General features: G+C 66.1%; 19 protein-coding genes. 10 read left to right on the plus strand and 9 right to left on the minus strand.

What is annotated here, in order from left to right:
* Window positions 1-275 precede the first annotated feature (275 nt).
* From XM1_RS20235 to rodA, 6 genes are all read left to right on the plus strand, one after another.
* Complete coding sequence (locus XM1_RS20235) at window positions 276-1,820, plus strand: 2-isopropylmalate synthase (RefSeq protein WP_068436668.1); 1,545 nt, start codon at window positions 276-278, stop codon at window positions 1,818-1,820.
* A 58-nt stretch (window positions 1,821-1,878) separates the two neighbouring features.
* A complete protein-coding gene (locus tag XM1_RS20240; RefSeq protein ID WP_008618978.1) occupies window positions 1,879-2,919 on the plus strand; it encodes a rod shape-determining protein in 1,041 nt (346 codons plus the stop codon).
* 166 nt (window positions 2,920-3,085) lie between these two features.
* Window positions 3,086-3,973, plus strand: a complete 888-nt coding sequence (gene mreC, locus XM1_RS20245) for a rod shape-determining protein MreC (RefSeq protein WP_068436669.1) — start codon at window positions 3,086-3,088, stop codon at window positions 3,971-3,973.
* Between the two features lie 115 nt (window positions 3,974-4,088).
* Complete coding sequence (gene mreD, locus XM1_RS20250) at window positions 4,089-4,604, plus strand: rod shape-determining protein MreD (protein WP_068436670.1); 516 nt, start codon at window positions 4,089-4,091, stop codon at window positions 4,602-4,604.
* Window positions 4,605-4,606: 2 nt separating this feature from the next.
* The gene (gene mrdA, locus XM1_RS20255) at window positions 4,607-6,490 is read left to right on the plus strand and encodes a penicillin-binding protein 2 (RefSeq protein ID WP_068436672.1); all 1,884 of its coding nucleotides are present in this window, start codon (window positions 4,607-4,609) and stop codon (window positions 6,488-6,490) included.
* Window positions 6,491-7,654, plus strand: a complete 1,164-nt coding sequence (gene rodA, locus XM1_RS20260; RefSeq protein WP_068436674.1) for a rod shape-determining protein RodA — start codon at window positions 6,491-6,493, stop codon at window positions 7,652-7,654.
* Between the two features lie 67 nt (window positions 7,655-7,721).
* Here rodA and XM1_RS20265 read toward each other — a convergent pair whose 3' ends face one another.
* From XM1_RS20265 to XM1_RS20295, 7 genes are all read right to left on the minus strand, one after another.
* A complete protein-coding gene (locus XM1_RS20265; protein ID WP_068436676.1) occupies window positions 7,722-7,952 on the minus strand; it encodes a hypothetical protein in 231 nt (76 codons plus the stop codon).
* A gap of 135 nt (window positions 7,953-8,087) precedes the next feature.
* Window positions 8,088-8,417 (minus strand): STAS domain-containing protein, encoded by a 330-nt coding sequence (locus XM1_RS20270; protein WP_068436677.1) that lies wholly within the window; start codon window positions 8,415-8,417, stop codon window positions 8,088-8,090.
* A gap of 14 nt (window positions 8,418-8,431) precedes the next feature.
* A complete protein-coding gene (locus tag XM1_RS20275; RefSeq protein ID WP_068436680.1) occupies window positions 8,432-11,137 on the minus strand; it encodes a SpoIIE family protein phosphatase in 2,706 nt (901 codons plus the stop codon).
* On the minus strand, window positions 11,116-12,015 hold the full coding sequence (locus XM1_RS20280; RefSeq protein ID WP_068436682.1) for a formyl transferase: 900 nt from the start codon (window positions 12,013-12,015) through the stop codon (window positions 11,116-11,118). The genes XM1_RS20275 and XM1_RS20280 overlap by 22 nt, the downstream gene beginning before the upstream one ends.
* On the minus strand, window positions 12,012-13,037 hold the full coding sequence (locus XM1_RS20285) for an ABC transporter substrate-binding protein (RefSeq protein ID WP_068436684.1): 1,026 nt from the start codon (window positions 13,035-13,037) through the stop codon (window positions 12,012-12,014). The genes XM1_RS20280 and XM1_RS20285 overlap by 4 nt, the downstream gene beginning before the upstream one ends.
* Window positions 13,034-15,127: an MFS transporter gene (locus tag XM1_RS20290; RefSeq protein WP_068436686.1), complete on the minus strand. Its 2,094-nt coding sequence runs from the start codon at window positions 15,125-15,127 to the stop codon at window positions 13,034-13,036. The genes XM1_RS20285 and XM1_RS20290 overlap by 4 nt, the downstream gene beginning before the upstream one ends.
* 10 nt (window positions 15,128-15,137) lie before the next feature.
* Complete coding sequence (locus XM1_RS20295) at window positions 15,138-15,983, minus strand: hypothetical protein (protein WP_156428807.1); 846 nt, start codon at window positions 15,981-15,983, stop codon at window positions 15,138-15,140.
* Between the two features lie 180 nt (window positions 15,984-16,163).
* On the opposite strand from XM1_RS20295, the gene murI reads away from it, so the two are divergent.
* Complete coding sequence (gene murI, locus XM1_RS20300) at window positions 16,164-17,018, plus strand: glutamate racemase (protein ID WP_068438086.1); 855 nt, start codon at window positions 16,164-16,166, stop codon at window positions 17,016-17,018.
* Window positions 17,019-17,029: 11 nt separating this feature from the next.
* Here murI and XM1_RS20305 read toward each other — a convergent pair whose 3' ends face one another.
* On the minus strand, window positions 17,030-17,227 hold the full coding sequence (locus XM1_RS20305; protein WP_068436690.1) for a hypothetical protein: 198 nt from the start codon (window positions 17,225-17,227) through the stop codon (window positions 17,030-17,032).
* A gap of 16 nt (window positions 17,228-17,243) precedes the next feature.
* On the minus strand, window positions 17,244-17,435 hold the full coding sequence (locus tag XM1_RS20310; RefSeq protein WP_068436692.1) for a hypothetical protein: 192 nt from the start codon (window positions 17,433-17,435) through the stop codon (window positions 17,244-17,246).
* A gap of 313 nt (window positions 17,436-17,748) precedes the next feature.
* Between XM1_RS20310 and XM1_RS20315 the strand changes: the two genes are divergently transcribed.
* Genes XM1_RS20315 through XM1_RS20325 form a run of 3 tightly spaced genes read left to right on the plus strand, consistent with a single transcriptional unit; the run spans window position 17,749 to window position 21,560 of the window.
* Window positions 17,749-18,177 carry a DUF2946 family protein gene (locus XM1_RS20315; protein WP_172821949.1) on the plus strand — a complete coding sequence of 143 codons (429 nt, stop codon included), beginning with the start codon at window positions 17,749-17,751 and terminating at the stop codon, window positions 18,175-18,177.
* Between the two features lie 48 nt (window positions 18,178-18,225).
* On the plus strand, window positions 18,226-20,331 hold the full coding sequence (locus XM1_RS20320) for a TonB-dependent receptor (protein WP_068436694.1): 2,106 nt from the start codon (window positions 18,226-18,228) through the stop codon (window positions 20,329-20,331).
* 2 nt (window positions 20,332-20,333) lie between these two features.
* Window positions 20,334-21,560: a sialidase family protein gene (locus tag XM1_RS20325; protein ID WP_068436696.1), complete on the plus strand. Its 1,227-nt coding sequence runs from the start codon at window positions 20,334-20,336 to the stop codon at window positions 21,558-21,560.
* The last annotated feature ends 1 nt before the right edge of the window (window position 21,561 follow it).

Consider the following 21,561-nt stretch of genomic DNA (forward strand, 5'->3'; position numbering starts at 1 on the left):
TGTGAGGCGGCACACATAGATTCCGCTTTCAAGCCGCGCCGCTAGGAGCCTTCCTGGAATCGATCCGAACTTGCCCTCCCCCCGGGGCCGGCTCGTCCCTTTCCGCCCGATTTAGACACACGATCACTGTTGACATTGCGCCGCGAAATCGCCTTCCTATAGGCGCGGTGAAACGGGTTTCACGACAATGTTTCACCGGCCGCGTCCGGCGGGCCGTGCTCGCCTCTTTTCGTCCGCGCGCCCATTGCGGTGCGCCAGAGTTCAAGAGCGAGTGCATGGACCAGAACCGCGTCATCATCTTCGACACCACGCTGCGTGACGGCGAGCAATCGCCCGGCGCCTCCATGAACCTGGAGGAGAAGGTGAGGATCGCGCTGGTTCTGGAAGAGATGGGCGTCGACGTGATCGAGGCCGGCTTCCCCATCGCGTCCAACGGCGATTTCGAGGCGGTCGAGGCGGTGGCCAAGGCGGTCAAATCCTCGGTGATCTGCGGCCTGGCCCGCGCCACCAAGGGCGACATCGACCGCTGCGCCGAGGCGGTCCGCGCCGCGCCGCGCCACCGCATCCACACCTTCTTGTCCACCAGCCCGCTGCACATGAAGTACAAGCTGCAGATGGAGCCGGAAAAGGTGCTGGAGAAGGTCGCCGACTCGGTGGCCTATGCCCGCAATCTGGTGGAAGACGTGGAATGGTCGGCCGAGGACGGCTCGCGCACCGAGCACGACTTCCTGTGCCGCTGCGTCGAGGCCGCCATCAAGGCCGGCGCCACCACCATCAACATTCCCGACACCGTGGGCTATGCGGTGCCCGAGGAATACGCCGCCCTGATCGCCATGCTGATCAACCGGGTGCCCAACATCGACAAGGCCATCCTGTCGGTGCATTGCCACAACGACCTTGGCCTGGCGGTGGCCAATTCCCTGGCCGCAGTCGGACGGGGCGCGCGGCAGATCGAATGCACCGTCAACGGCCTGGGCGAGCGCGCCGGCAACGCCGCCATGGAAGAGATCGTCATGGCGATCCGCACCCGGCCCGATCTGCTGCCGTTCAAGACCGGCATCAAGACCGAGAACATCACCAAGGCGTCGCGTCTGGTCTCGACCATCACCGGCTTCGTGGTGCAGCCCAACAAGGCCATCGTCGGCAAGAACGCCTTCGCCCATGAATCGGGCATCCATCAGGACGGGGTGCTGAAGCACGCCCAGACCTACGAGATCATGACCCCGGACTCGGTGGGCCTGCACCGCTCGTCGCTGGTGATGGGCAAGCATTCGGGCCGCGCCGCCTTCAAGGCCAAGCTGAAGGAACTGGGCTACGAACTGGGCGACAACGCGGTCGAGGACGCCTTCAACCGCTTCAAGGACCTGGCCGACCGCAAGAAGGACGTGTTCGACGAGGACATCGTCGCCCTGGTGGACGACGCCGTGGTGCGCGGCAACGACCGGGTGAGGCTGGTCTCGCTGGAAGTGCTGTGCGGCACCAAGCACCAGCCCCCCTCGGCGGTCCTCGAACTGTCGGTCGACGGCGTGACCCGCGAAGTCCGCGCCACCGGCGACGGCCCCGTGGACGCCACCTTCAACGCCATCAAGGCGCTGTTCCCCCACGAGGCGAAGCTGCAGCTCTATCAGGTGAGCGCGGTGACCCAAGGCACCGACGCCCAGGCCGAGGTGACCGTGCGCCTGGAAGAGGACGGCAAGAGCGTCAACGGCCAGGGCGCCGAGACCGATACTTTGGTCGCGTCGGCGCGGGCTTATGTCAACGCGCTGAACAAACTTCTGGTTAAGCGGCAAAAAACCGCCCCCGACGCCGCCGGAGCGTGATAAAAGCACGCCCGCGGTTGGGACCCTTGAAAATGCATCGTACGGTGAGCGAGGTATTATGTTTTCGAAGCTGACGGGTTGGATGTCCGCCGATATGGCGATCGATCTTGGGACCGCCAATACGCTGGTCTACGTCAAGGGTCGAGGGATCGTCCTCAATGAACCGTCGGTGGTCGCCATCGCCGAGGAAAAGGGCAAGAAGAAGGTCCTGGCCGTCGGCGACGAAGCCAAGATGATGCTGGGCCGCACGCCGGGCTACATCCAGGCCATCCGCCCCTTGCGCGACGGCGTCATCGCCGACTTCGAAGTGGCCGAAGAGATGATCAAGCACTTCATCCGCAAGGTCCACAACCGCCGCTCGTTCGCCAGCCCGCTGGTCATCGTCTGCGTGCCGTCCGGCTCCACCGCCGTCGAACGCCGCGCCATCCAGGAATCGGCGGAAAGCGCCGGCGCCCGCCGCGTCTTCCTGATCGAGGAACCCATGGCGGCCGCCATCGGCGCCGGCCTGCCCGTCACCGAGCCCACCGGCTCCATGGTGGTCGACATCGGCGGCGGCACCACCGAGGTGGCGGTTCTGTCCCTGGGCGGCATCGTCTACTCCCGCTCGGTGCGCGTCGGCGGCGACAAGATGGACGAGGCGATCATCGCCTATATCCGCCGCAACCATAACCTTCTGGTGGGCGAAGGCTCGGCCGAGCGCATCAAGAAGGAAATCGGCTCCGCCTGCCCGCCCGAGGACGGCGAGGGCCGCACCATGGAGATCAAGGGTCGCGACCTGATGAACGGCGTGCCCAAGGAACTGATCATCTCCGAGCGCCAGATCGCCGAATCCCTGGCCGAGCCGGTGGGCGCCATCATCGAGGCGGTCAAGGTGGCCCTCGAGCACACCGCGCCGGAACTGGCCGCCGACATCGTCGACAAGGGCATCGTGCTCACCGGCGGCGGCGCGCTGCTGTCCAATCTGGATTACGTGCTGCGCCACGCCACCGGCCTGCCGGTCTCCATCGCCGACGACCCGCTGTCCTGCGTGGCGCTCGGCACCGGCCGCGCCCTGGAAGAAATGCCCAAGCTGAAGAACGTGCTGACCAGCATGTACTAGACGCGGTTCATCCTCCCGGCCCAGGTCGGGAGGATGGGCTTTGATTCCCTGGCTTTGTTGCGCTGCGGCCACCTTAATTAGTGGTTTTACGCAAACTAGATATAGTAGTATCGACCCGACGCTTTCCCCTTTGTGCCGGGGACGTGCGGAGGAACGGAGGGGCTAGGTGAAGCAGTCGGGTGCGGCAGGTCGGCTCGCGACGTTAAGGCTGCTGGTCCAGCGCTTCGCCTTCCTGTCCCTGATCGTCGCCTCGGTGGCCCTGATGATCCTGGGCAAGGCCGACATCGTCCTGATCGAACGCACCCGCGCCCTGGTCGCCGACGCCATCGCCCCCATCCTGGACGCCATGGCGCGCCCCGCCGCCACCATCGCCCAGGTCACCGAGAATTTCCACGAACTGGCCAATCTGCGGACCGAGAACGCCCGGCTCAAGGAAGAGAACGCCAAGCTGATGCACTGGCAGACGGTGGCCCGGCGCCTCGAAGCCGAAAACACCGTGCTGCACGACCAGCTGAACTTCATCCCCGATCCCGACCCCGCCTTCGTCACCGCCCGGGTGATCGGCGACATGGGCTCGGCCTTCGGCCAAAGCATGCTGCTGGGCGCCGGCGCCAAGGACGGGGTGCGCAAGGGCCAGGCGGTCCTGACCGGCGAATCCCTGGCCGGTCACGTGGCCGAGGTGGGCGCCCGCTCGGCGCGACTGCTGCTGATCACCGACATCAACGCCCGCACGCCGGTCATGCTGGAAGCCACCCGCACCCGGGCCATCCTGACCGGCGACAACAGCCAGCGGCCGCGCCTGAACTACATCACCGGCAGCCCGACCATCTCGGTGGGCGACCGGGTGGTCACCGCCGCCTCGGGCGGGGCCTTCCCGCCCGGCATTCCGGTGGGCGTGGTGTCGTCGGTGACCGACGGCATCGTCCGGGTCGAACCCTTCGTCCAGCGCCATCGCCTGGAATTCGTCTCGGTGGTGGATTTCGGCCTGGGCGGCATCCTGCCGTTCGAGCGCCCCCCGCCGCCCGAACGCCGCCGCCGGGGGAAAGAGGAGTGACACCGGCCATCGCCTTATCTGATCCATTTATCCAGCGCCCATTGGCGCGGATGCGCCCGCCCGGCGAGGGCAGGTATAGCAAAATGCCCGCCGTTCCTTATCAGGGACGGCGGGCATGAAGCCCTCGGTCTGGGTGAAGATGGACACCTGGGTCCGTCACTCGGTCCCCTTCGGCATCACCGTGTTCCTGCTCCTTCTCACCGCCATTCCCACCCACATCCCCGGCTTTTCCGGCATCGCCCCCATGCTGCCGCTGATGGGGGTCTATTACTGGGCCATCTACCGGCCCGACCTGCTGCCCGCCTGGCTGGCCTTCGTCATCGGCCTGCTCTACGACATCGTCGCCGGCACGCCGCTGGGCGTGAACGCCCTGGTGCTGCTGCTGGTCCAGGGGACGGCGGCGTCGCAGCGCAAGTTCTTCCTGGGCAAGTCCTTCGCCGTCACGTGGTGGGCTTTCAGCCTGCTGACCGCGGGCGCCATCGGCATGGCCTGGCTGCTGCTGTCCTTCGTCAAGGGAAGGCCCTTAGACATCACCCCGGTGGTGTTCGAGTACCTGATGACGCTGGCTCTGTTCCCGCTGCTGACCTGGACGCTGGCCCGGACGCAGCTGGCCTTCCTGCGCGACGTGTAGCCATGTACCACGACAACGACCGCTCCAAGCTGTTCTCGCGCCGGGCCATGATGCTGGCGGGCGGCAAGGCGACCCTGATCGGGGCGCTCGCGGCGCGCATGTACTACCTGCAGGTCATGGAGGCGGACAAATACGCCGTCCAGGCCGAGGACAACCGCATCAGCACCCGCCTGCTGGCCCCGCCGCGCGGCCTGATCCTCGACCGCAACGGCATCGCCATGGCGGTCAACCAGCACAATTACCGCGTCATGGTGGTGGCCGAGCAGACGCCGTCGCTGGACTACACCCTGGATGCGCTGTCCAAGATCATCGCCATCGGCGACGGTGACCGCGCCCGCATCCACAAGGAGGTGCGCCGGCGCCGCAGCTTCGTGCCCTTGAGCGTGCGCGAGAACCTGACCTGGGAGGAAGTGGCGCGCGTCGAGGTCAACGCCGCCGACCTGCCGGGCGTGGTGATCGACGTGGGCCAAAGCCGCTACTACCCGCTGGAATCGCTCGGCGCCCATATCCTGGGCTACGTCTCGGCGGTGTCCGAGAACGAGCTGACCGGCGACCCGCTGGAGGAACTGCCGGGCTTTCGCATCGGCAAGGGCGGCGTGGAGCGCATCTACGACATGGCGCTGCGGGGCCGGCACGGCACCTCGACGCTGGAGGTCAACTCGGTGGGCCGCGTCATCCGCGAGCTGGAAAGGAAGGAGGGCGAGCCCGGCATCGACCTCAACCTGACGCTGGACATGAAGCTGCAGGAATACGCCGCCCAGCGCTTAGGCGAAGAGAGCGCCGCCGTGGTGGTGATGGACATCCATAACGGCGACGTGCTGGTCATGGCGTCCACGCCGTCCTTCGACCCCAATTCCTTCAATCGCGGCCTGTCCAACGAGGAATGGAAGGACCTGTCCACCAATCCCCGCTCGCCGCTGACCAACAAGGCCATCGGCGGCACCTTCGCGCCGGGCTCCACCTTCAAGATGCTGACCGCCCTGGCCGCGCTGGAAGCCCGCGACATCACGCCCGAGATGCGGGTGTTCTGCTCGGGCCACACCCAGCTGGGCAGCATCAAGTTCCACTGCTGGAAGAAGGAAGGCCACGGGGCGCAGGACCTGGTCAACGGCATCAAGAATTCCTGCGACGTCTACTTCTATGAAGTGGCGCGCCGCGTCGGCTATGAAAAGATCGCCGAAATGGCCAAGAAGTTCGGCCTGGGCGCCCCCACCGGCATCGACCTGCCCGGCGAGAAATCGGGCATCATCCCCAACAAGGCCTGGAAGAAGGCGGCGCTGAAGCAACCCTGGCACCCCGGCGAAACCCTGATCAACGCCATCGGCCAGGGCTACGTCACCGCCACCGCCATGCAGCTGGCCACCATGACGGCGCGCATCGCCAATGGCGGCTTCGCCGTGGTGCCCCATGTGGCCCGCGACCAGATCAGCGAAAAGACGGCCAAAAGCCGCACGGCCCCCTCCTGGCCCAGCCTCGACGTCTCGCGCCAGTCCCTGGCCTGGGTGAGGAAGGGCATGTTCGCCGTGTCCAACGAGCCCGGCGGCACCGCCTACAAGGCCCGCATCAGCCAGGAAGGCATGTGGCTGTCGGGCAAGACCGGATCGGCCCAGGTGCGCCGCATCACCATGCGCGAGCGCGAGACCGGCGTGAAGAAGAACGACCAGCTGCCGTGGAAGGAGCGCGACCACGCCCTGTTCGTGGCCTATGCCCCGGAAGAGAACCCGCGCTATTCCATCGCCGTCATCGTCGAGCATGGCGGCGGCGGTTCAGCTGTGGCCGCCCCCATCGCCCGCGACATCATGATCGAGGTGCAAAAGCGCGACATGGCCCGCGTCGCCACCGACACGGGAGGCGATTCCATCGCCCCCGACCTGAGGAGGTTTTAGATGCTGAGGCCGCTGCCGCGCACGCCGTCGCGCCTCAACCGCGCCGAAATGTCCATGCGCGACAAGATCTGGCAGATCAACTGGTCGCTGATCGCCGTGCTGACCGCCATCGCCTCGGTGGGGTTCGCCACCCTGTATTCCGCCGCTCAAGGGTCCATGGACCCCTGGGCCACCAAGCAGATGGTCCGCTTCGCGGTCGGCATCGGCCTGATGATCTCGGTGGCGATGATCGACCTGCGCTTCTGGATGCGCCACGCCTACACCTTCTACGCCATCGCCTTCGTGCTGCTGGTGCTGGTGGAGCTGAAGGGCACCATCGGCATGGGAGCGCAGCGCTGGATCGACCTGGGCTTCATCCAGCTGCAGCCCTCGGAAATCATGAAGATCGCCCTGATCCTGTCGCTGGCCCGCTATTTCCACGGCGCCGGCCAGCAGGAGATCGGCCGCCCCCTGTTCCTCATCCCGCCGCTGATCATGGTGTTCGCGCCGGCCATCTTAGTGCTGAAGCAGCCGGACCTGGGCACCGCCATGATGCTGGTGATGAGTTCCGGCGCCCTGTTCTTCATGGCGGGCGTGCGGATCTGGAAGTTCGTGGTGGTGATCGCCAGCGGTCTGGCCGCCATCCCCATCGCCTGGCAGTTCCTGCGCGAATACCAGAAGAAGCGCGTGCTGATCTTCATGAATCCCGAGGACGATCCCCTGGGCGCCGGCTATCACATCACCCAGTCCAAGATCGCCCTGGGTTCCGGCGGCCTGTTCGGCAAGGGCTACATGATGGGGACGCAAAGCCGCCTCAACTTCCTTCCCGAGAAGCAGACGGACTTCATCTTCACCATGTTCGCCGAGGAATGGGGGATGATGGGCGGGCTGGTGCTGCTGGGGCTCTACGCCCTGCTGCTGGCCTATGGCTACGCCATCGCCATCCGCTGCCGCTCGCAGTTCGGCCGCCTGGTGGCCCACGGCATCGCCACCACCTTCTTCCTGTACTTCTTCATCAACACCGCCATGGTGATGGGCCTGGTGCCGGTGGTCGGCGTGCCGCTGCCGCTGATTTCCTATGGCGGCACCGCCATGCTGTCGCTGCTGCTGGGCTGGGGGCTGGTGATGAGCGCCTATATCCACCGCGACATCCCCATCTCGCGGCGCGGCATGGGCGAGGATTGAACCTCGGCCGCCTCAGGCAAAACAAAAGCCCCGGGCCAAGGCCGCGGGGCTTTTTCGTCGGGACCGGTCAGACGTCGCGTTCGGGATCGATATCAAAGCGGCGTTTGCCGTACTTGCCGGTGAAGGACGGGCCGTCGTCGATCTCCACGTGGTCGCGGCCGAACGTGGCCTGGCGCATCAGACGCTCCTGCAGCTCGATCATATGCTGCCAGTACTGCATCATCTGGTTGGCCGAGTTCATCCAGCCTTCCATCATGGCCCGCTGCATCTCGACCATGTTCTTGTAGGGATCGGTCATTATCTTGCCCTCCTCGGCCGACGGCCCTGGCCGGTTCTTATTCATACGAACCGGTTAGGGTCATATCTGCCGCCTATGGTAGCGCAGACCAGGAAGACATGCCAGCCACCCCGATGCAGGTCCGATATCGCCGGATTACAGGGCAGCCAGTGCGGCGGCCCGGTCGGCGTAGATGGACAGGATCTTGGCGAAGCCGGAAACGTCGAAGACCTCGCGGATATGGGGCTTCATGGAGCACAGGGCGAACTTCCGCGTGCCGCGCGTCATCTTGGCGCCGACCAGAACCACCCGCAGCCCGGCGCTGGAGATGTAGTCCAGCTCGCCGAAATCGATCAGAATCTTCGGCGCGCCGGCATTGACCACCGCCAGAACACGGCCTTCGAAGGCCTTGGCCGTCGAGCTGTCCACCCTGGCGAGGGGAATCAGCACGGTGGCGTCGCCAGCCTGTTCTTCACGAATTTCCATCAACCCAAACTCTCCTATGCCGAAATCGTTTTGCGCAGGGTCGTGGTGTTGTGTCCACCCTCGTGCGCGTACTCTGTCCCGTCCATGAATTCCTTCACCAGGAACACCCCCAAACCGCCGATGGGGCGATCCTCGACGTCCAGGTCGAGATCGGGGATGGGCGCCTCGGTGAAGGGATCGTACTCCTTGGCGTCGTCGATGATGCGGGTCACGAATTGGCGGCCATCGTAGATGAACTCCACCTGGATTTCATGAGCATCCTCGTCATCGTATCCATAGGAAATAATGTTGGTGATCAATTCGTCCAGGCAGACGTTGAGATTGAAGGCCAGCTTTTCCGAAAGGCCGTGCTTCTCGATGAACATGTCGACCAGTTCGGCCAGACGCTCCAGCTCGGCGACATCGTTGGCGATGACCATGGCCACCCGGTCGGGGTCCATGTCGACGGGAGCGGGGACAGGAACGGGAGCGGGAGCGGGCGCCGCCGGCGCCGCCGCAGAATCCTGTCCGGGCTTGGCCGTGGCCCCGCCATCCATTTCGTAGCCTCCCGTCGCCGGGAATCCGGTCAGCATCAGCCGTGGCCGGGCTTCCATGGGCGCATCCGGGTCCATGGAAGCCTGATCGAAGCGCAACGTCAACATGGTGATGTCGTCGAATTGTGGCGCGTTGCCGACGAAGCCTTCGACGGAACGCAGCACCCCTGCTATGACCGCCTCGGGGGCGCTGTCCTCGATCCGGCCCAGCTCGGCGATCAGCCGCGGCTCGTCATAGAGGGCGTCGACGGAATCCTGGGCCTCGGTGACGCCGTCGGTATAGAGGTGCAGCACCTCGCCGGGGGCGAGCATGAAGCTGCCGGTCTCGTATTCCAGGTCCTCCAGCACGCCGAGCGCCACGCCGGAAACGTTGCGGATGGCCTCCACGTTGCCGGTGCTGCGCACGATCATGGGCGGCGGATGGCCGGCATTGCAGAACCCGACCTCGCCGGTGCGGGTGTCCAGCACGCCGTAGAAGCAGGTGGCGAACAGGGTCTGGGGATTGTCGCGGGCCAGCATGGTGTTGACGAAGGCCAGGCATTCGCCGGGGCTGCTGGACAGCGGCGCCACCGCCTTGACCAGCGAGCGGGTGATGGCGATGAACATGGCCGCCGGCACGCCCTTGCCCGAGGCGTCGCCGATGACGAAGCCCAGGTGGTGGCGGTCGATGAGGAAGAAGTCGTAGAAATCGCCTCCCACCTCCTTGGCGGGCACCATGGAGGCGTGGATCTGGAACTCGGCCCGGTCGGGGAAGGGCGGGAACACCTGGGGCAGCGACGACAGCTGCAATTCGCGGGCGAAGTCCAGCTCCTGGCGCAGCGCCGCCAGCTGGTCGCGGGTGCGCAGGGCCTCGCGCAGGATTTCCACGTCGCGGGTGCGTTCGGCGATCAGGGATTCCAGGCGCTCGTGCTGCTCGCGGATACGCGACGACATGGTCTGGAAGGCCACGGCCAGCACTTCCAGCTCGCCCTTGGAGCCGTCGCCCGCCTCGTCGCCCGAAGCCGTGCGGTTGGACAGCGCCTCGATCTGGCGCAGATCGTCCAGCACCGCCTCGCGGGCGTCTTGCTCCAGCATCTCGGACAGACGCAGCATCTGCAGGCGGATGAACAGTTCCTGGCGGCGGCGCTGACGTTCGCGCCGCTCTTCCAAGAGGTCGATCTTGATGGCGTTCTCGCGGAAGACGCCCACCGTGCTGGCGATGCGGCCGATCTCGTCGTTCTCGTGCCGCACGTCCAGCATCACCGAGGTGTCGCCCCGAGACAGGGCGTTCAGCACGGCGATGGCCTGGTCGAGGGGATCGAAGGAGCGCCGCAGATAGACCGAGAACACCGCCAGGACGAAGACCAGGAACAGTCCCACCGCCCCGATGGCGATCATGCGGATTTCATGCTGGCGCGCCTGGGTGCTGGTGGAATCGCGCACGCTGACCAGGGCACCGATCACGCGGCCCTCGCCATCGGCCAGCGGGAACACCACCACGGAATAGAAGCGCGAGCCGTCGCGCCAGCTTTCCAGCCGGCTCTTGCGCACCGAGATCTTGGACTCGAACACCTTCCACAGCAGGTCGTTGGTGCCGTCGGTCATGCTTCCGGCGCGGTCGACCAGGAAGACGTCGGACCCGGTGGAGGCCTTGAACTCCTCCAGCGGCGGCCTGAGGTCGGAGACGATGGTCGCCACACCCACCACCGCCCCGTCCAGCCCCGCCAGCGGCAGGGTGATGGCGGCGATGAACTGCTTGTCGCTGTTCTGGGTGATGCCGGTGCGCGCCTTGCCGCTTTCGGCGATCAGCCGCACCGTGCCGGCATCCACCAGCGGGTTCTCCAGCAACGAGCCCTGGGAGGTGTAGAGCAGGTCGCCGTCCAGGCCGACGATCTCGACGCGGCCCACGCCCCGGCGGGTCAGCCCGGTGACGGTGGGGGCCATGACCTCGCGGGTCTCGCTGGGGCTCTTGCGGGCGATGGCGGCGATCATTTCCTGGTTGGCCGCCAGCAGCGGCGCGGCGGCCTCCAGGCGCTGGACGGTGTTCTCCACCAGCTTGTCCCAGAAGATCTGCTGGCCGTTCAAGGTGGCCTGGACGTAGCGCTCGTCGGCCAGCTCCTCGTTCTTCACGCCAGCGAAGAACAGGCCCGCCACCAGCAGGGAATAGGTGACGGTGACGATCAGCGTTACGCGGGTACGGAGCAGCATGCGTCCCCCCGCCCGTTGGCCACCGCATTGGCCACCGCACTGGGCATGACCATGTCCGGCGGCAGGAAGCCCGACAGAATTTCAAGATATTCGGCCGGCTCGAACAGTTTCAGCCCCTTGGCCCTGAAGGCGGCGAAGGGCTCGGCGCCGGGCAGCGAGCCGTACTGGCGCAGGCTGAAATCCTGGGGCGCGTATTCCGGCTCGAGCCCCCGGCGCAGCCGCGCCAGCATGGCGAGGAACAGGTCCAGCCCCGGGCGGTAGGTGTTGACCACATGCCAGAGCAGCGAGCGGTCGCGGTTGACGGGCAGGTAGCCGATGCCGACGATGGGGCCGGTGTCGATGCCCTTGTCCACGCGATGCAGCGTGCAGCCGATTGACTCCGAACCGTCCAGCATGCAGCGGAACGGCGCGAACAGCCCGGCATAGCGCGGCAGGGCGCCGGGATGGACGTTATAGGTGCCCAGGCGCGGGATTTCATAGGTGTTGGGCTTGAAGATCAGCGAGAAGCGCGCCGAGATGGTCAGGTCGGGCGCGAAGGCGCGGATGCGGGCCTCGCCCTCGGGGCCGTTCAGGTCGGAGATGCTTTCGATGGTGATGCCGTAGCGGGCGGCGAGGCCGGCGAAGGTCAGGAGCGGCGCGCCTTTCGCCTCGGCCCGGTCGATGAGCGGGAACAAGATGTCCACGGGCAGGTCGCGCTCGTAGAACTTGATCTCCGCCAGTTCGGGGACGGTGTTCTCCACGGGCCGCGTCTTCTCGCTCATCAGCACCGTCACCGTGTCGCCGGCCAGATGCGGCAGCAAGGTGTTGAGAATCAGCGCTCCGGCCAAGTCCATCTTGGTGCAGACGAGAATGCGGAGCGGCGGCTGGGCGGGAATCAAGGCTTGTTCTCCTTGGCCTCGGCGCGTTCGATGATCTCGGCCAGCCCCATCAGCTTCATGGGGGGAAACAGGCCGATCTGCCGCACCACCGGCATGTTGATCAGCACCGACAGCCGCTTGGGCGCATCGATGGGAATGTCCTTGGGCGCGATCTTGCGGACCAGGATCTGCTCCGCCTTGTAGGCGGTCAGCTGGCCGACCGTGTAATAGCGGTAGACGCCGCCGATCATGGCCTTGGAGGTCACCACCGGGTTCTCCGCCGCGGCGAAGGTGGGGATGGCGTGGTCCAGCGCCGCCTGGGTCAGGATGTCGCGGTTGATGTTGAGGAAGGTGTCCGGCGGGATATAAAGGAAATCCACCCGCGCCGCCTTGATCTCCGCCACCTTGGCCGGAATGCTGGCCGGCAGGGGCTTGCCGCCCTCCACGTCCACCGGCAGCGCCACCACGTCGAAGCCGGTGGCCTTGCCGATGCCTTCCAGCTGATCCGCCGCCACCTGGGAGTTGCGCTCCAGCGGATTGTAGATCATGCCCAGCCGCTTGATGGGCCGGTAGGACTGGATCAGGTTGACCTGGGTCTCCATGGGCACCAGGTAGAGCGTGCCGGTGATGTTGCGCTCCGACGACCCCAGGCTGGGGACCACGCCGCCCACCGGCTGCGACACCACGGCGAACACCGCCGGAATGTCGGTGATGTGGCGCGCCGGGTCGATGGCGTCGAAGCGGCCCAGCATCTCCTCGCTGACCGTGGTGCCCCAGGTGAACACCAGATCCACCTTCAGCGCCTTGGCCTCGTCGACGAACTCCGCCAGCTTGGCCTTGTCCTGGCCGGCGTCGCGGATGATCAGCTCGACCGGAATGCCCTGGTTGGCGAAGTAGTCCTTGAACCCCTGGGCGGCATCCTCCCAGCCCCGCCACAACGCCATGTAGATACGGAACGGCTTGGCCGCCGGCTCGGCCGCCCAGGCGCCGCCCGACAGAAGCAGGGCGCCCAACGCCAGGAACAGGGCGAGAAGCCGTCTCATTCTTCCCACTCCGCCTCGATGTGGGGACCGGCGTGATAGGCGAACGACAGCAGGGCGAACACCGTCGCCATGGCCAGAACCACCCAGCCCAACGCCACCACCGCGCCCTCGTACCCGCAGACGGGGATCAGGGCCGCCGCCAGCAAAGGCCCGGCGAAACTGCCGATACGCTCGGCCAGGCGCAGGAAGGCCAGCACGTTGGTCTGGCCGATGGCCCGGCACTCGGTCCAGCACAGGTCGGGGATCATCGCCAGCTGCGGCGAGGCCGACAGGCCGTGCGACACGCCCAGCAGCAAAATCGCCATCTGCATGGCCATCACCGGCTCGCCCCAGAAGGACGGCAGCAACAGGCCGGCCCCGCCGATCAGGCCGCCCACCGCCACCAGGCCGGCCCGCCAGCCCACCCGGTCGGCGAAGCGCGCCACCAGCGGCGACAGCACCACCACAGACACCGGATAGGCCATCATCATCCGCGCCATGTCGCCCAGGTCGAGGGAGGCGTACTTGGACAAGGTGAGCGGCACCAGGAAGAACAGGAAACCGGTCAGCGCGATCTTGGACGGAATGGCCGCGAAGGCCACCAGCGCCGAGAAGCGCCAGTTGCGCAGCAGGCGCAGGAAGTCCCGCTTGCGGGGGCTGGGCCCCTCGGCCACGGGCTGGGCGCTGTCCAGCAGGCGCCAGATCAGGATGGCGGTGACCACGGTCAGCGCCGCCGCCACCAGGAAGGTGACGCGGTAGCCCATCCGCTCGGCCAGCACGCCGCCGATGCCGGTGCCGCACACGCTGGCGGTCAGCACCGCGCCCACATAGACCCCCAGGCCCTGGGTGCGGTTCTGCTGCTTGGACACCTGGGCGATGTAGCCCTGGCAGGCCATGGTGATGAAGGCGTAGCCCAGCGCCGTGGCCAGACGCCAGAGGATCAGGTCGTAGACCGACATGGCCAGCCCGGACATGACGAAGCCGATGGTGGCCGGCACCAGGCCGATCAGGAACACCCGGCGCGCCCCCAGGCGGTTGGCCATCAGGGAGGCCGACGGCGAGGCCAGCGCGATCACCAGCATGAACACCGCGATGGGCAGCCCCATGACCATTTCCGGGGAGAGGCCCGGAATGGGGGCGTAGAGGTCGCGGATGTAAAGCGGCATGAACGAGCGCGAGATTTCCTCGGCGAACACGAACAGGAACAGCGGCAGGCGGATGTCGGTGGCCTGATGCTCGTTGATGACCTCGGGCTGGCCGTTACGGGCGAAGCGGAACAGGAACCGCACCCGGGATTCGATGTCCCTCACCTTCTCGACCACACCCTGGTCGAAATGGGCGGCCTTGACCTCGTCGATATAGGCCTCGAGCCGGCGGAACAGCTGGTCGGCCAGCCGGATGGCGCTGTTGAAGCCATGGACGAAGCGCCCCACCTCGTCGTCGGAGGTGATGCCGGCCGAGCAGCTGAAGTCGCCGCGCCGCACCCGGTCCATCACCACGCCCACCACCCGCATGGGCCCCGTGATGTTGAAGGTCACCACGAACAGCAGGATCTCCACCGCCACCAGCAGCGCCACCAGGGTGACGACGCCCAGGTCGATGAGGATTTCCTGCAGCCGCCCCTGCACATAATCCTGGTCCATGCCCACATGGACATGCCCGATGCGGCTGCCCTTGATGGTCAGGGGCTGGACCATGTCGATGAAGGCGCCCAGGACGAGTTTGCGCGGATGGTCGATCTCGGTGGTGAAATCCGCGCCGCCATAGACGGAGTCCAGGGCCGAACGCTCGGCGCCCTCGGCGAACAGCACCTTGCCACCGCGATCGGTGATCGCCAGATAGCGCAGTTCCGGGTTGGCGGCCAGGACGGGGGCGAAGAACTGGTCCACCCCCTGCAGCTGATCGAGCGGAATGCCGTAGCCCACCGCCCGCTCCACCGAGGCTTCGAGGTCGCGGCCGATGGCCTCGGCCTTCTTGTCCATCTCGGGAACCAGGCCGCGGCTGAACTCGTCGGTGGCCTCGTGGGCGATCCAGCCCACCGGCGGCACCAGCACCAGGATCACCAGCAGCAGCAGGCGGAGAAACAGCGGGCGGGTCCGGTCGAGGATCATGGCCGCCCCCTCACATCAGCCGGTCGAGACGGCCGACTTCGTCGGTGGCGTCCTTGACATGGTCGATGGTCTCGCGGGTCTTGCCCACGAACTCGGCGAAACGCTCCTCGAAGGAATCGCCGCCCGCGTCGGGAACGGCGAGGCCGCCCACGGACAGCACGTCGCCCATGGCCTTTTCCATGCTGCCCAGCTTACGCCCCACCCCGCCGAACAGGGCGTAAAGCCCGATGACCGCCACGGCCGAGGCCGCCAGCAACGCGATGGCGATGCTTTTCAGCAGCTGGCTCAACAGGCCGGAAACACCCTTTTCAACATAGGCGATGGGATAGCGCAGCACGACGCCGCCTTCGACCTTGCCCAGATTGTTGACCAGGGGAAGGCCGACGATCAGGTTGTCCTCGTCCACCACGCTGAACGATTGCTGCATGCCGCTGCGAATAGCCTCGGCCAGGGGTTCCGACACCCGGGTGCCGATGGCGCCGCGATCGGTGTCGAACAGCACTTCGCCCCGGTAGTCGTAGACTTCTACCGCCAGAATCTGGGCGTCGCGGGATTTCTCGCGCTCGATGATCTCCTGCACCTGGCGGAGCTGGCGCAATGCAAACCCCAGGTTGAGGCTGTCCTCCACCCTTTTCTTGATGGTGAACACCACGAAGGAATAGCGGGACTGCACCTGGGCGGAATAGACGCTTTCGAACTTGTAGTAGGCGAAGAAGGCGGTTACCAGCAAGGTGGAAAACAGGATGGAAACCAGGGCCAGCGACACCTTGCGGGCCAGCGACCAGCGCACGGGGCGAGCCGGTGGAAGGCAGACGCCGGTGCCGCCTGCGATGCTGGATTGCCCCATTAATTCCAAGACCCGTTATCCTTCCCACCGGGCGACGGTTGAACCAAGCGGCCGAAGCGACTAGAAGCAGGTTCCGTTTATAAGATATTTACTGAAGCCGTCCAAGTGCGTGGAGGCCTGAATTCCCAGGAATATCGGAGAATCTTCATCCCCTGTCCAATCATGTGGACCTTTGAGCAAAAGATTCCAATGACTTCACAACACGGACATACAGTGTTCACCTCATTCGATGCTATACCAGCGACATATCCGGTGGGAATTTTCGACTCCGGGGTGGGGGGGCTGACCATTGCCGCAGCCATTCGACGCACCATGCCCGACGAAAAGCTGCTCTATCTGGGCGACGTGGCCCGCCAGCCCTATGGCACCAAATCGCCGCGAACCGTGACACGCTATGCGGTCCAGGCTTCTGAATTTCTGGTTGAGAAGGGCATCAAGGCGCTGGTGGTGGCCTGCAACACCGCCTCGGCGGTGGCGCTGGGCGCCATTTCAGAGCGCTTTCCCGGCCTGCCGGTCCTCGGCGTGGTCGAAGCGGGCGCCGACGGCGCGGCGCGGGCCTCGGCCCGGGGACGCATCGTGGTCGCCGCCACGGAAGGGACCTGCCGCTCCGAAGCCTACGAGCGCGCCATCGCCCAGCGCCGCCAGGACGCCCGGGTCCGTTGCATCCCCTGCCCGCTGTTCGTCGCCCTGGCCGAGGAGGGGCTGACCGACGGCCCCATCGTCGAGAGCGTAGCACGCCACTACCTGGGCTCGCTGTTCGACGGCAGCGAGGGGGGCGACTGCCTGGTCCTGGGCTGCACCCATTTCCCGCTGCTGGCTCCGGTCCTGGCGCGCCTCGCCGGGCCAGGCGTCACCCTGGTGGATTGCGCCGAGGCGACCTCGTCCATGCTGGTCCGGCTTCTGAAAGGGCGCGAAGCCCCGAAGGGCGGCGGCGGCGGCCTGCAGTTGATTTCAACCGACGCGCCGGAGCGCTTCGCCCGCATGGTGGGCAAGCTGTTCCCCGCCATGGGGCCGTCGCCGGCGGTGGAACTGGCGGACCTTTAAAAAGCTCCGGGCTATTCCACCGGAACCAGGTCGTCGATCATGGGCCCCGCCAGACGCAGCGCCATGGCGCACACCGACTGCTCGCCGCATTGGACCGAGCAGGAGCGGACGCTGTCGATAAGGCGCAGGCATTCCGAGTACTTGCCCTCGCCATAAAGGCGACGGGCCTCGGACAACATGGCGATGCAACGATAGGATTGTCCGGTCACGGTCCCCTCCGCCGGATCAGGCGGCGCAGTCGCCCGCCGCCTGGGCATAGAGCTCATCCACCAGAATTCGGGCGACACCCGGGGTCAGGCTCGAATCGCGCGCCAGCAGCACCGCCCGCGCCGCGTCGCGCTCCTCGGCACAATCCAGGCCCAACCGCCGAGCGGCCGCGATGGCGCCGCCGATGATCTCGATGAGTGAACCGCTCATGTCCTGCCCCGAATGCCGACCGTTGGAATTTATCCATTTCATGATGGAACCCATTGATGTCGCAGGCCAGAGACGAAGCGAAAGAACTTGTGAGTCCATGTAACGAAGCCCGACCTTTTCCCACGGGGCCGGCTCGCAGGCATTCCGGACCGCCACATTGACGATGGTCAATTATAAATATCGAATATTATGGCGGTTTAATTACTTACCTCCTGCAAATCGGCCGCAGCCGAGGGAATCTTCGTTGACTTTGCAAAAGACCACGCCTACACCGATGGCGTCGTCTTGACATTGATTTGGAGCGGCCGGGCTGATGAGCGGCGGCGTCTTGAGCCGAAGCGGTTGGTTACGAGGGATACGGGCCCGGGGGGCCGGTATCGTTCGCCTGCTGCTGTTGGCGTTCGCCCTGCAACTGGCCGTGCCGCTGTTCAACGTGGGCGGCATCGCCGCCCTGGCCGGCGAAGCGGCCTTCCAGGCCGACCTGCAATCCTCGCTCTGCCATGACGGCAAGGTCGACGCCGCGCCGGATGATGTTCCGGTTCCTTCGGCACAGACCAAGCACTGCGTCTTCTGCCTGCCCATGGCCGGCGATCCGGCGACGGCGGGCTTCGCCGCGCAGCCCCCCATTCCCGCCTCCACCGAAATCACCGCCGCCCATGTGGCCGATGATCAGGTGCCCCAGGCCGCGCGTCCGGCCTTCGCCCGCTCCCGCGCCCCTCCGTCCACGCCTCGCACCGTCTGAGCCATCCTGCCCCACCTGGGGCATTTTCACGGTTTTCGAGGATCGACCATGCCTGCCCTGATCTCCCGCCGCGCCATGCTGTGCGCAGGCACCGCCCTTTGCTCCATTCTTGCCATGGCGTCCGGCCCGGCCTATTCCGCCGACGACGCCACCGACATGCCGGAAATGACCATCACCGGCACGCGCGAAGGCCGGCTGAAATCCGAAACCCCGGCGGCGGTCACCGTGATCGGCAAGGACGTCATCGATGACGTGAAGCCCGGCCACCCCATGGAGCTGATGACCAAGGTTCCCGGTGCGGCCATCATGATCACCAACGGCGAAGGCCACACCACCGGCATCCGCCAGCCCATCGGCACCGGCCAGGTCTATCTCTACCTGGAAGACGGCATCCCCACCCGCGCCCCGGGCTTCTTCAATCACAACGCCCTGTTCGAGGTGAACCTGCCCCAGTCGGGCGGCATCGAAATCACCCGCGGCCCCGGCTCGGCGCTGCAGGGCTCGGACGCCATCGGCGCAGTGTTCAACACCTTGTCCAACCCGCCCTCCGCCGGCCCCGAGGTCAAGATCACCGCCGAGGGCGGCTCCTACGGCTGGGCGCGTGTGCTGGCCACCGCCAGCAACACCTACGGCGACACAGGCATCCGCGGCGACGTCAACGGCACCCACACCGACGGCTGGCGCCGCCACACCCTCTATGACCGCCAGAGCGCCACCTTCCGCGTCGATCAGGTGCTGGGCGACGGCGTCAACGTCCGCTCGGTGCTGACCGGCTCCAACGTCGACATGGAAACCGGCGCCGGCGCGCGATTGATCAAGTCCGACTACCTGAACAATCCCACCGAAAACTACCACTCCATCGCCTGGCGCCGGGTGAAGTCCATGCGCGGATCGGTGTCGTTCGACAAGGATTTCGGTTCCTCGCTGCTCAGCGTGACGCCCTTCGTCCGCTCCAACATCATGGACATGAACCCGTCCTATTCGCTGTCCAGCGATCCCAGCATCCAGCTGTCGGGCCATTCCTCCCTGGGCATGCAGGTCAAGTACCGCCAGGATTTCGAACCCTGGCGCACCCGGCTGATCTTCGGCTCCGACTTCGACTACACCAAGGGTTTCCGCGACGAGGAACGCATCAACGTCACCAAGGTGGGCAGTTATTTCAAGTCCTACACCCACGGCCCCAAGATCTATAACTACGACATCGATTACGTGCAGATCTCGCCCTATGTCCATGCCGAGACCTCGCCGCTCGAACACCTTCGCCTGGAAGCCGGCCTGCGCCTCGACACCGTCAGCTTCGACTACCACAACCACATGAATTCGGGCGCTTTCTCGACGACGATCACCGGCGGCGCAACCAAGACCTTCTATCGTCCGAACGACACGACGCGCTATTTCAGCCACCTGAGCCCCAGCTTCGGCGCCACCTATTCCATCGACCCCATGGCCAACCTCTTCGGACGCTACAAGCACTCGTTCCGCACCCCGGGCGAAGGCGACCTGTTCCGCTCCGGCCTCAACCAGGACAGCGTCCACCTCAAGCCGGTGACGGTGAACACCTACGAGATCGGCGTGAAGGGACCTGACAAGGGCAAGTTCACCTACGAGATCGCCGCCTTCACCATGCTGAAGCAGAACGACATCCTGTCGTCCAAGGCGGCGGACGGCACGCCCAGCCAGACCAGCAACGGCAAGACCAGCCACAAGGGCATCGAGCTGGGCGCCGCCTGGCAGGTCCTGCCCGAATGGAAGATCGAGGGCAACACCTCGTATGCCGTGCATAAGTACCGCCGCTGGGTTCTGTCGACGACCGAGGCCTATAGCGGCATGGAAATTCCCTCGGCGCCCCGCGTGGTCTCCAACGCGCAGCTGACCTGGACGCCCAACTTCGCCGAAGGCCTGCGGCTCTCGGGCGAATGGACCCATCTGGGGGCCTACAAGATGGATGATGCCAACACCAATACCTATCGCGGCCATCATCTGTTCAACCTGCACGCCGCCTATACGGTGACCGAGAATTTCGAGGTGTTCGGCCGCATGATGAACATCATGGACGAGCGCTGGGCGACGCAGGCTCAGTTCGTCAGCAGCCGCGAGGAGTTCTCGCCGGGCCTGCCCCGTACCCTCTACGGCGGCGCGACTGTGAGGTTCTGATCATGTCCCTGCTCCGGCCGCTGGTTCTGGCCAGCCTCCTCCTTTTCGCCGCCCCATCCTGGGCGGCGGAGCACCAGCACCAGCACGGCGGCGGCCAGGACGCGAAACGGTCGGGCTGCGCACCGGAGAACACCGCGCTCGCCTGCGCCCAGGTGGCCAGCCCGGCCTTCCTGGCCGACGGCAGCCTGGCGCTGGCCTGGGCGGCGGGCGGGCGGGTGATGCTCGCCCGCTCCACCGATCTCGGCGCCAGTTTCCAGCCGGCGGTCGCCGTCAACGGCGGGCCCGAGGCCGTGGACGTGTCGGGCGATTCCCGCCCGGCCGTCGCCGCCGATTCCAAGGGCCGCGTCTTCGTCGCCTGGTCGGTGCGCAAGGACTCGGCCTATAACGGCACCTTGTTCCTTGCCCGCTCGACCGATGGCGGCGCCAGCTTCATGCCGCCCCGCCACGTGGCCTCCGATCCGTCCAGCCAACGCTTCACCGTGCTGCGCACCGACGCCCGCGACCGCCTGTACATGGCCTGGATCGACAAGCGGGAGGGCACGGCGGCCAAGAAAGCCGGCCAGGCCTATCGCGGCGCCGCCCTGGCCGTGGCGTGGTCCGACGACGGCGCCGAGACCTTCGCCTTCGAAGGAATCGCCCAGTCCAATTCCTGCGAATGCTGCCGCATCGCCTTTGATTTCGACAAGACCGGGCGACCGCTGGTCATGTGGCGTCACGTCTTCGAGCCCAATATCCGCGACCATGCCCTGATGGTGTTCGCCGACCGCGACAAGCCCGGTTCCATCCGCAAGGTGGCCGAGGACAATTGGCGCGTCGATGCCTGCCCCCATCACGGCCCGGCTTTGGCCGCAGCGGCGGACGGCTCGGTCCATGCCGCCTGGTATACCGCCGGCACTGCGCGCAAGGGGGTGTTCTACGCCCGGGCCGCCGGACCGGACGCGGCCTTCTCCGAGCCGCGCCCCCTGGGCAATCCCGCCACCACCGTCTCGCACCCGCAGGTGCTGGCGCTGAAAGGGCGGCTGTGGATGGCCTGGAAGGAATTCGACGGCGAGACCACCACGGTCCAGGCCCAGGTCTCGGACGATTCCGGCCGCACATGGTCGCAGCCCAAAGGCCTGGCCCGAACGACGGATGCCTCGGACCGTCCGATCCTGTTAGGCAACGGCGCACAGGCCTTCCTGTCCTGGATGACCGCCGCCGAGGGCTGGCGGCTGGTCGCGGTGGAGTAGC

The sequence above is a fragment of the Magnetospirillum sp. XM-1 genome (assembly GCF_001511835.1).
Taxonomy (GTDB): domain Bacteria; phylum Pseudomonadota; class Alphaproteobacteria; order Rhodospirillales; family Magnetospirillaceae; genus Phaeospirillum.

Bases quoted from the DNA above. Each gene is read 5' to 3' on its own strand.
- XM1_RS20235 (WP_068436668.1), top strand. From the start codon at position 276: ATGGACCAGAACCGCGTCATCATCTTCGACACCACGCTGCGTGACGGC.
- XM1_RS20240 (WP_008618978.1), top strand. From the start codon at position 1,879: ATGTTTTCGAAGCTGACGGGTTGGATGTCCGCCGATATGGCGATCGAT.
- mreD (WP_068436670.1), top strand. From the start codon at position 4,089: ATGAAGCCCTCGGTCTGGGTGAAGATGGACACCTGGGTCCGTCACTCG.
- mrdA (WP_068436672.1), top strand. From the start codon at position 4,607: ATGTACCACGACAACGACCGCTCCAAGCTGTTCTCGCGCCGGGCCATG.
- rodA (WP_068436674.1), top strand. From the start codon at position 6,491: ATGCTGAGGCCGCTGCCGCGCACGCCGTCGCGCCTCAACCGCGCCGAA.
- XM1_RS20265 (WP_068436676.1), bottom strand. From the start codon at position 7,952: ATGACCGATCCCTACAAGAACATGGTCGAGATGCAGCGGGCCATGATG.
- XM1_RS20270 (WP_068436677.1), bottom strand. From the start codon at position 8,417: ATGGAAATTCGTGAAGAACAGGCTGGCGACGCCACCGTGCTGATTCCC.
- XM1_RS20275 (WP_068436680.1), bottom strand. From the start codon at position 11,137: ATGCTGCTCCGTACCCGCGTAACGCTGATCGTCACCGTCACCTATTCC.
- XM1_RS20285 (WP_068436684.1), bottom strand. From the start codon at position 13,037: ATGAGACGGCTTCTCGCCCTGTTCCTGGCGTTGGGCGCCCTGCTTCTG.
- XM1_RS20290 (WP_068436686.1), bottom strand. From the start codon at position 15,127: ATGATCCTCGACCGGACCCGCCCGCTGTTTCTCCGCCTGCTGCTGCTG.
- murI (WP_068438086.1), top strand. From the start codon at position 16,164: ATGACTTCACAACACGGACATACAGTGTTCACCTCATTCGATGCTATA.
- XM1_RS20310 (WP_068436692.1), bottom strand. From the start codon at position 17,435: ATGAGCGGTTCACTCATCGAGATCATCGGCGGCGCCATCGCGGCCGCT.
- XM1_RS20315 (WP_172821949.1), top strand. From the start codon at position 17,749: ATGAGCGGCGGCGTCTTGAGCCGAAGCGGTTGGTTACGAGGGATACGG.
- XM1_RS20320 (WP_068436694.1), top strand. From the start codon at position 18,226: ATGCCTGCCCTGATCTCCCGCCGCGCCATGCTGTGCGCAGGCACCGCC.
- XM1_RS20325 (WP_068436696.1), top strand. From the start codon at position 20,334: ATGTCCCTGCTCCGGCCGCTGGTTCTGGCCAGCCTCCTCCTTTTCGCC.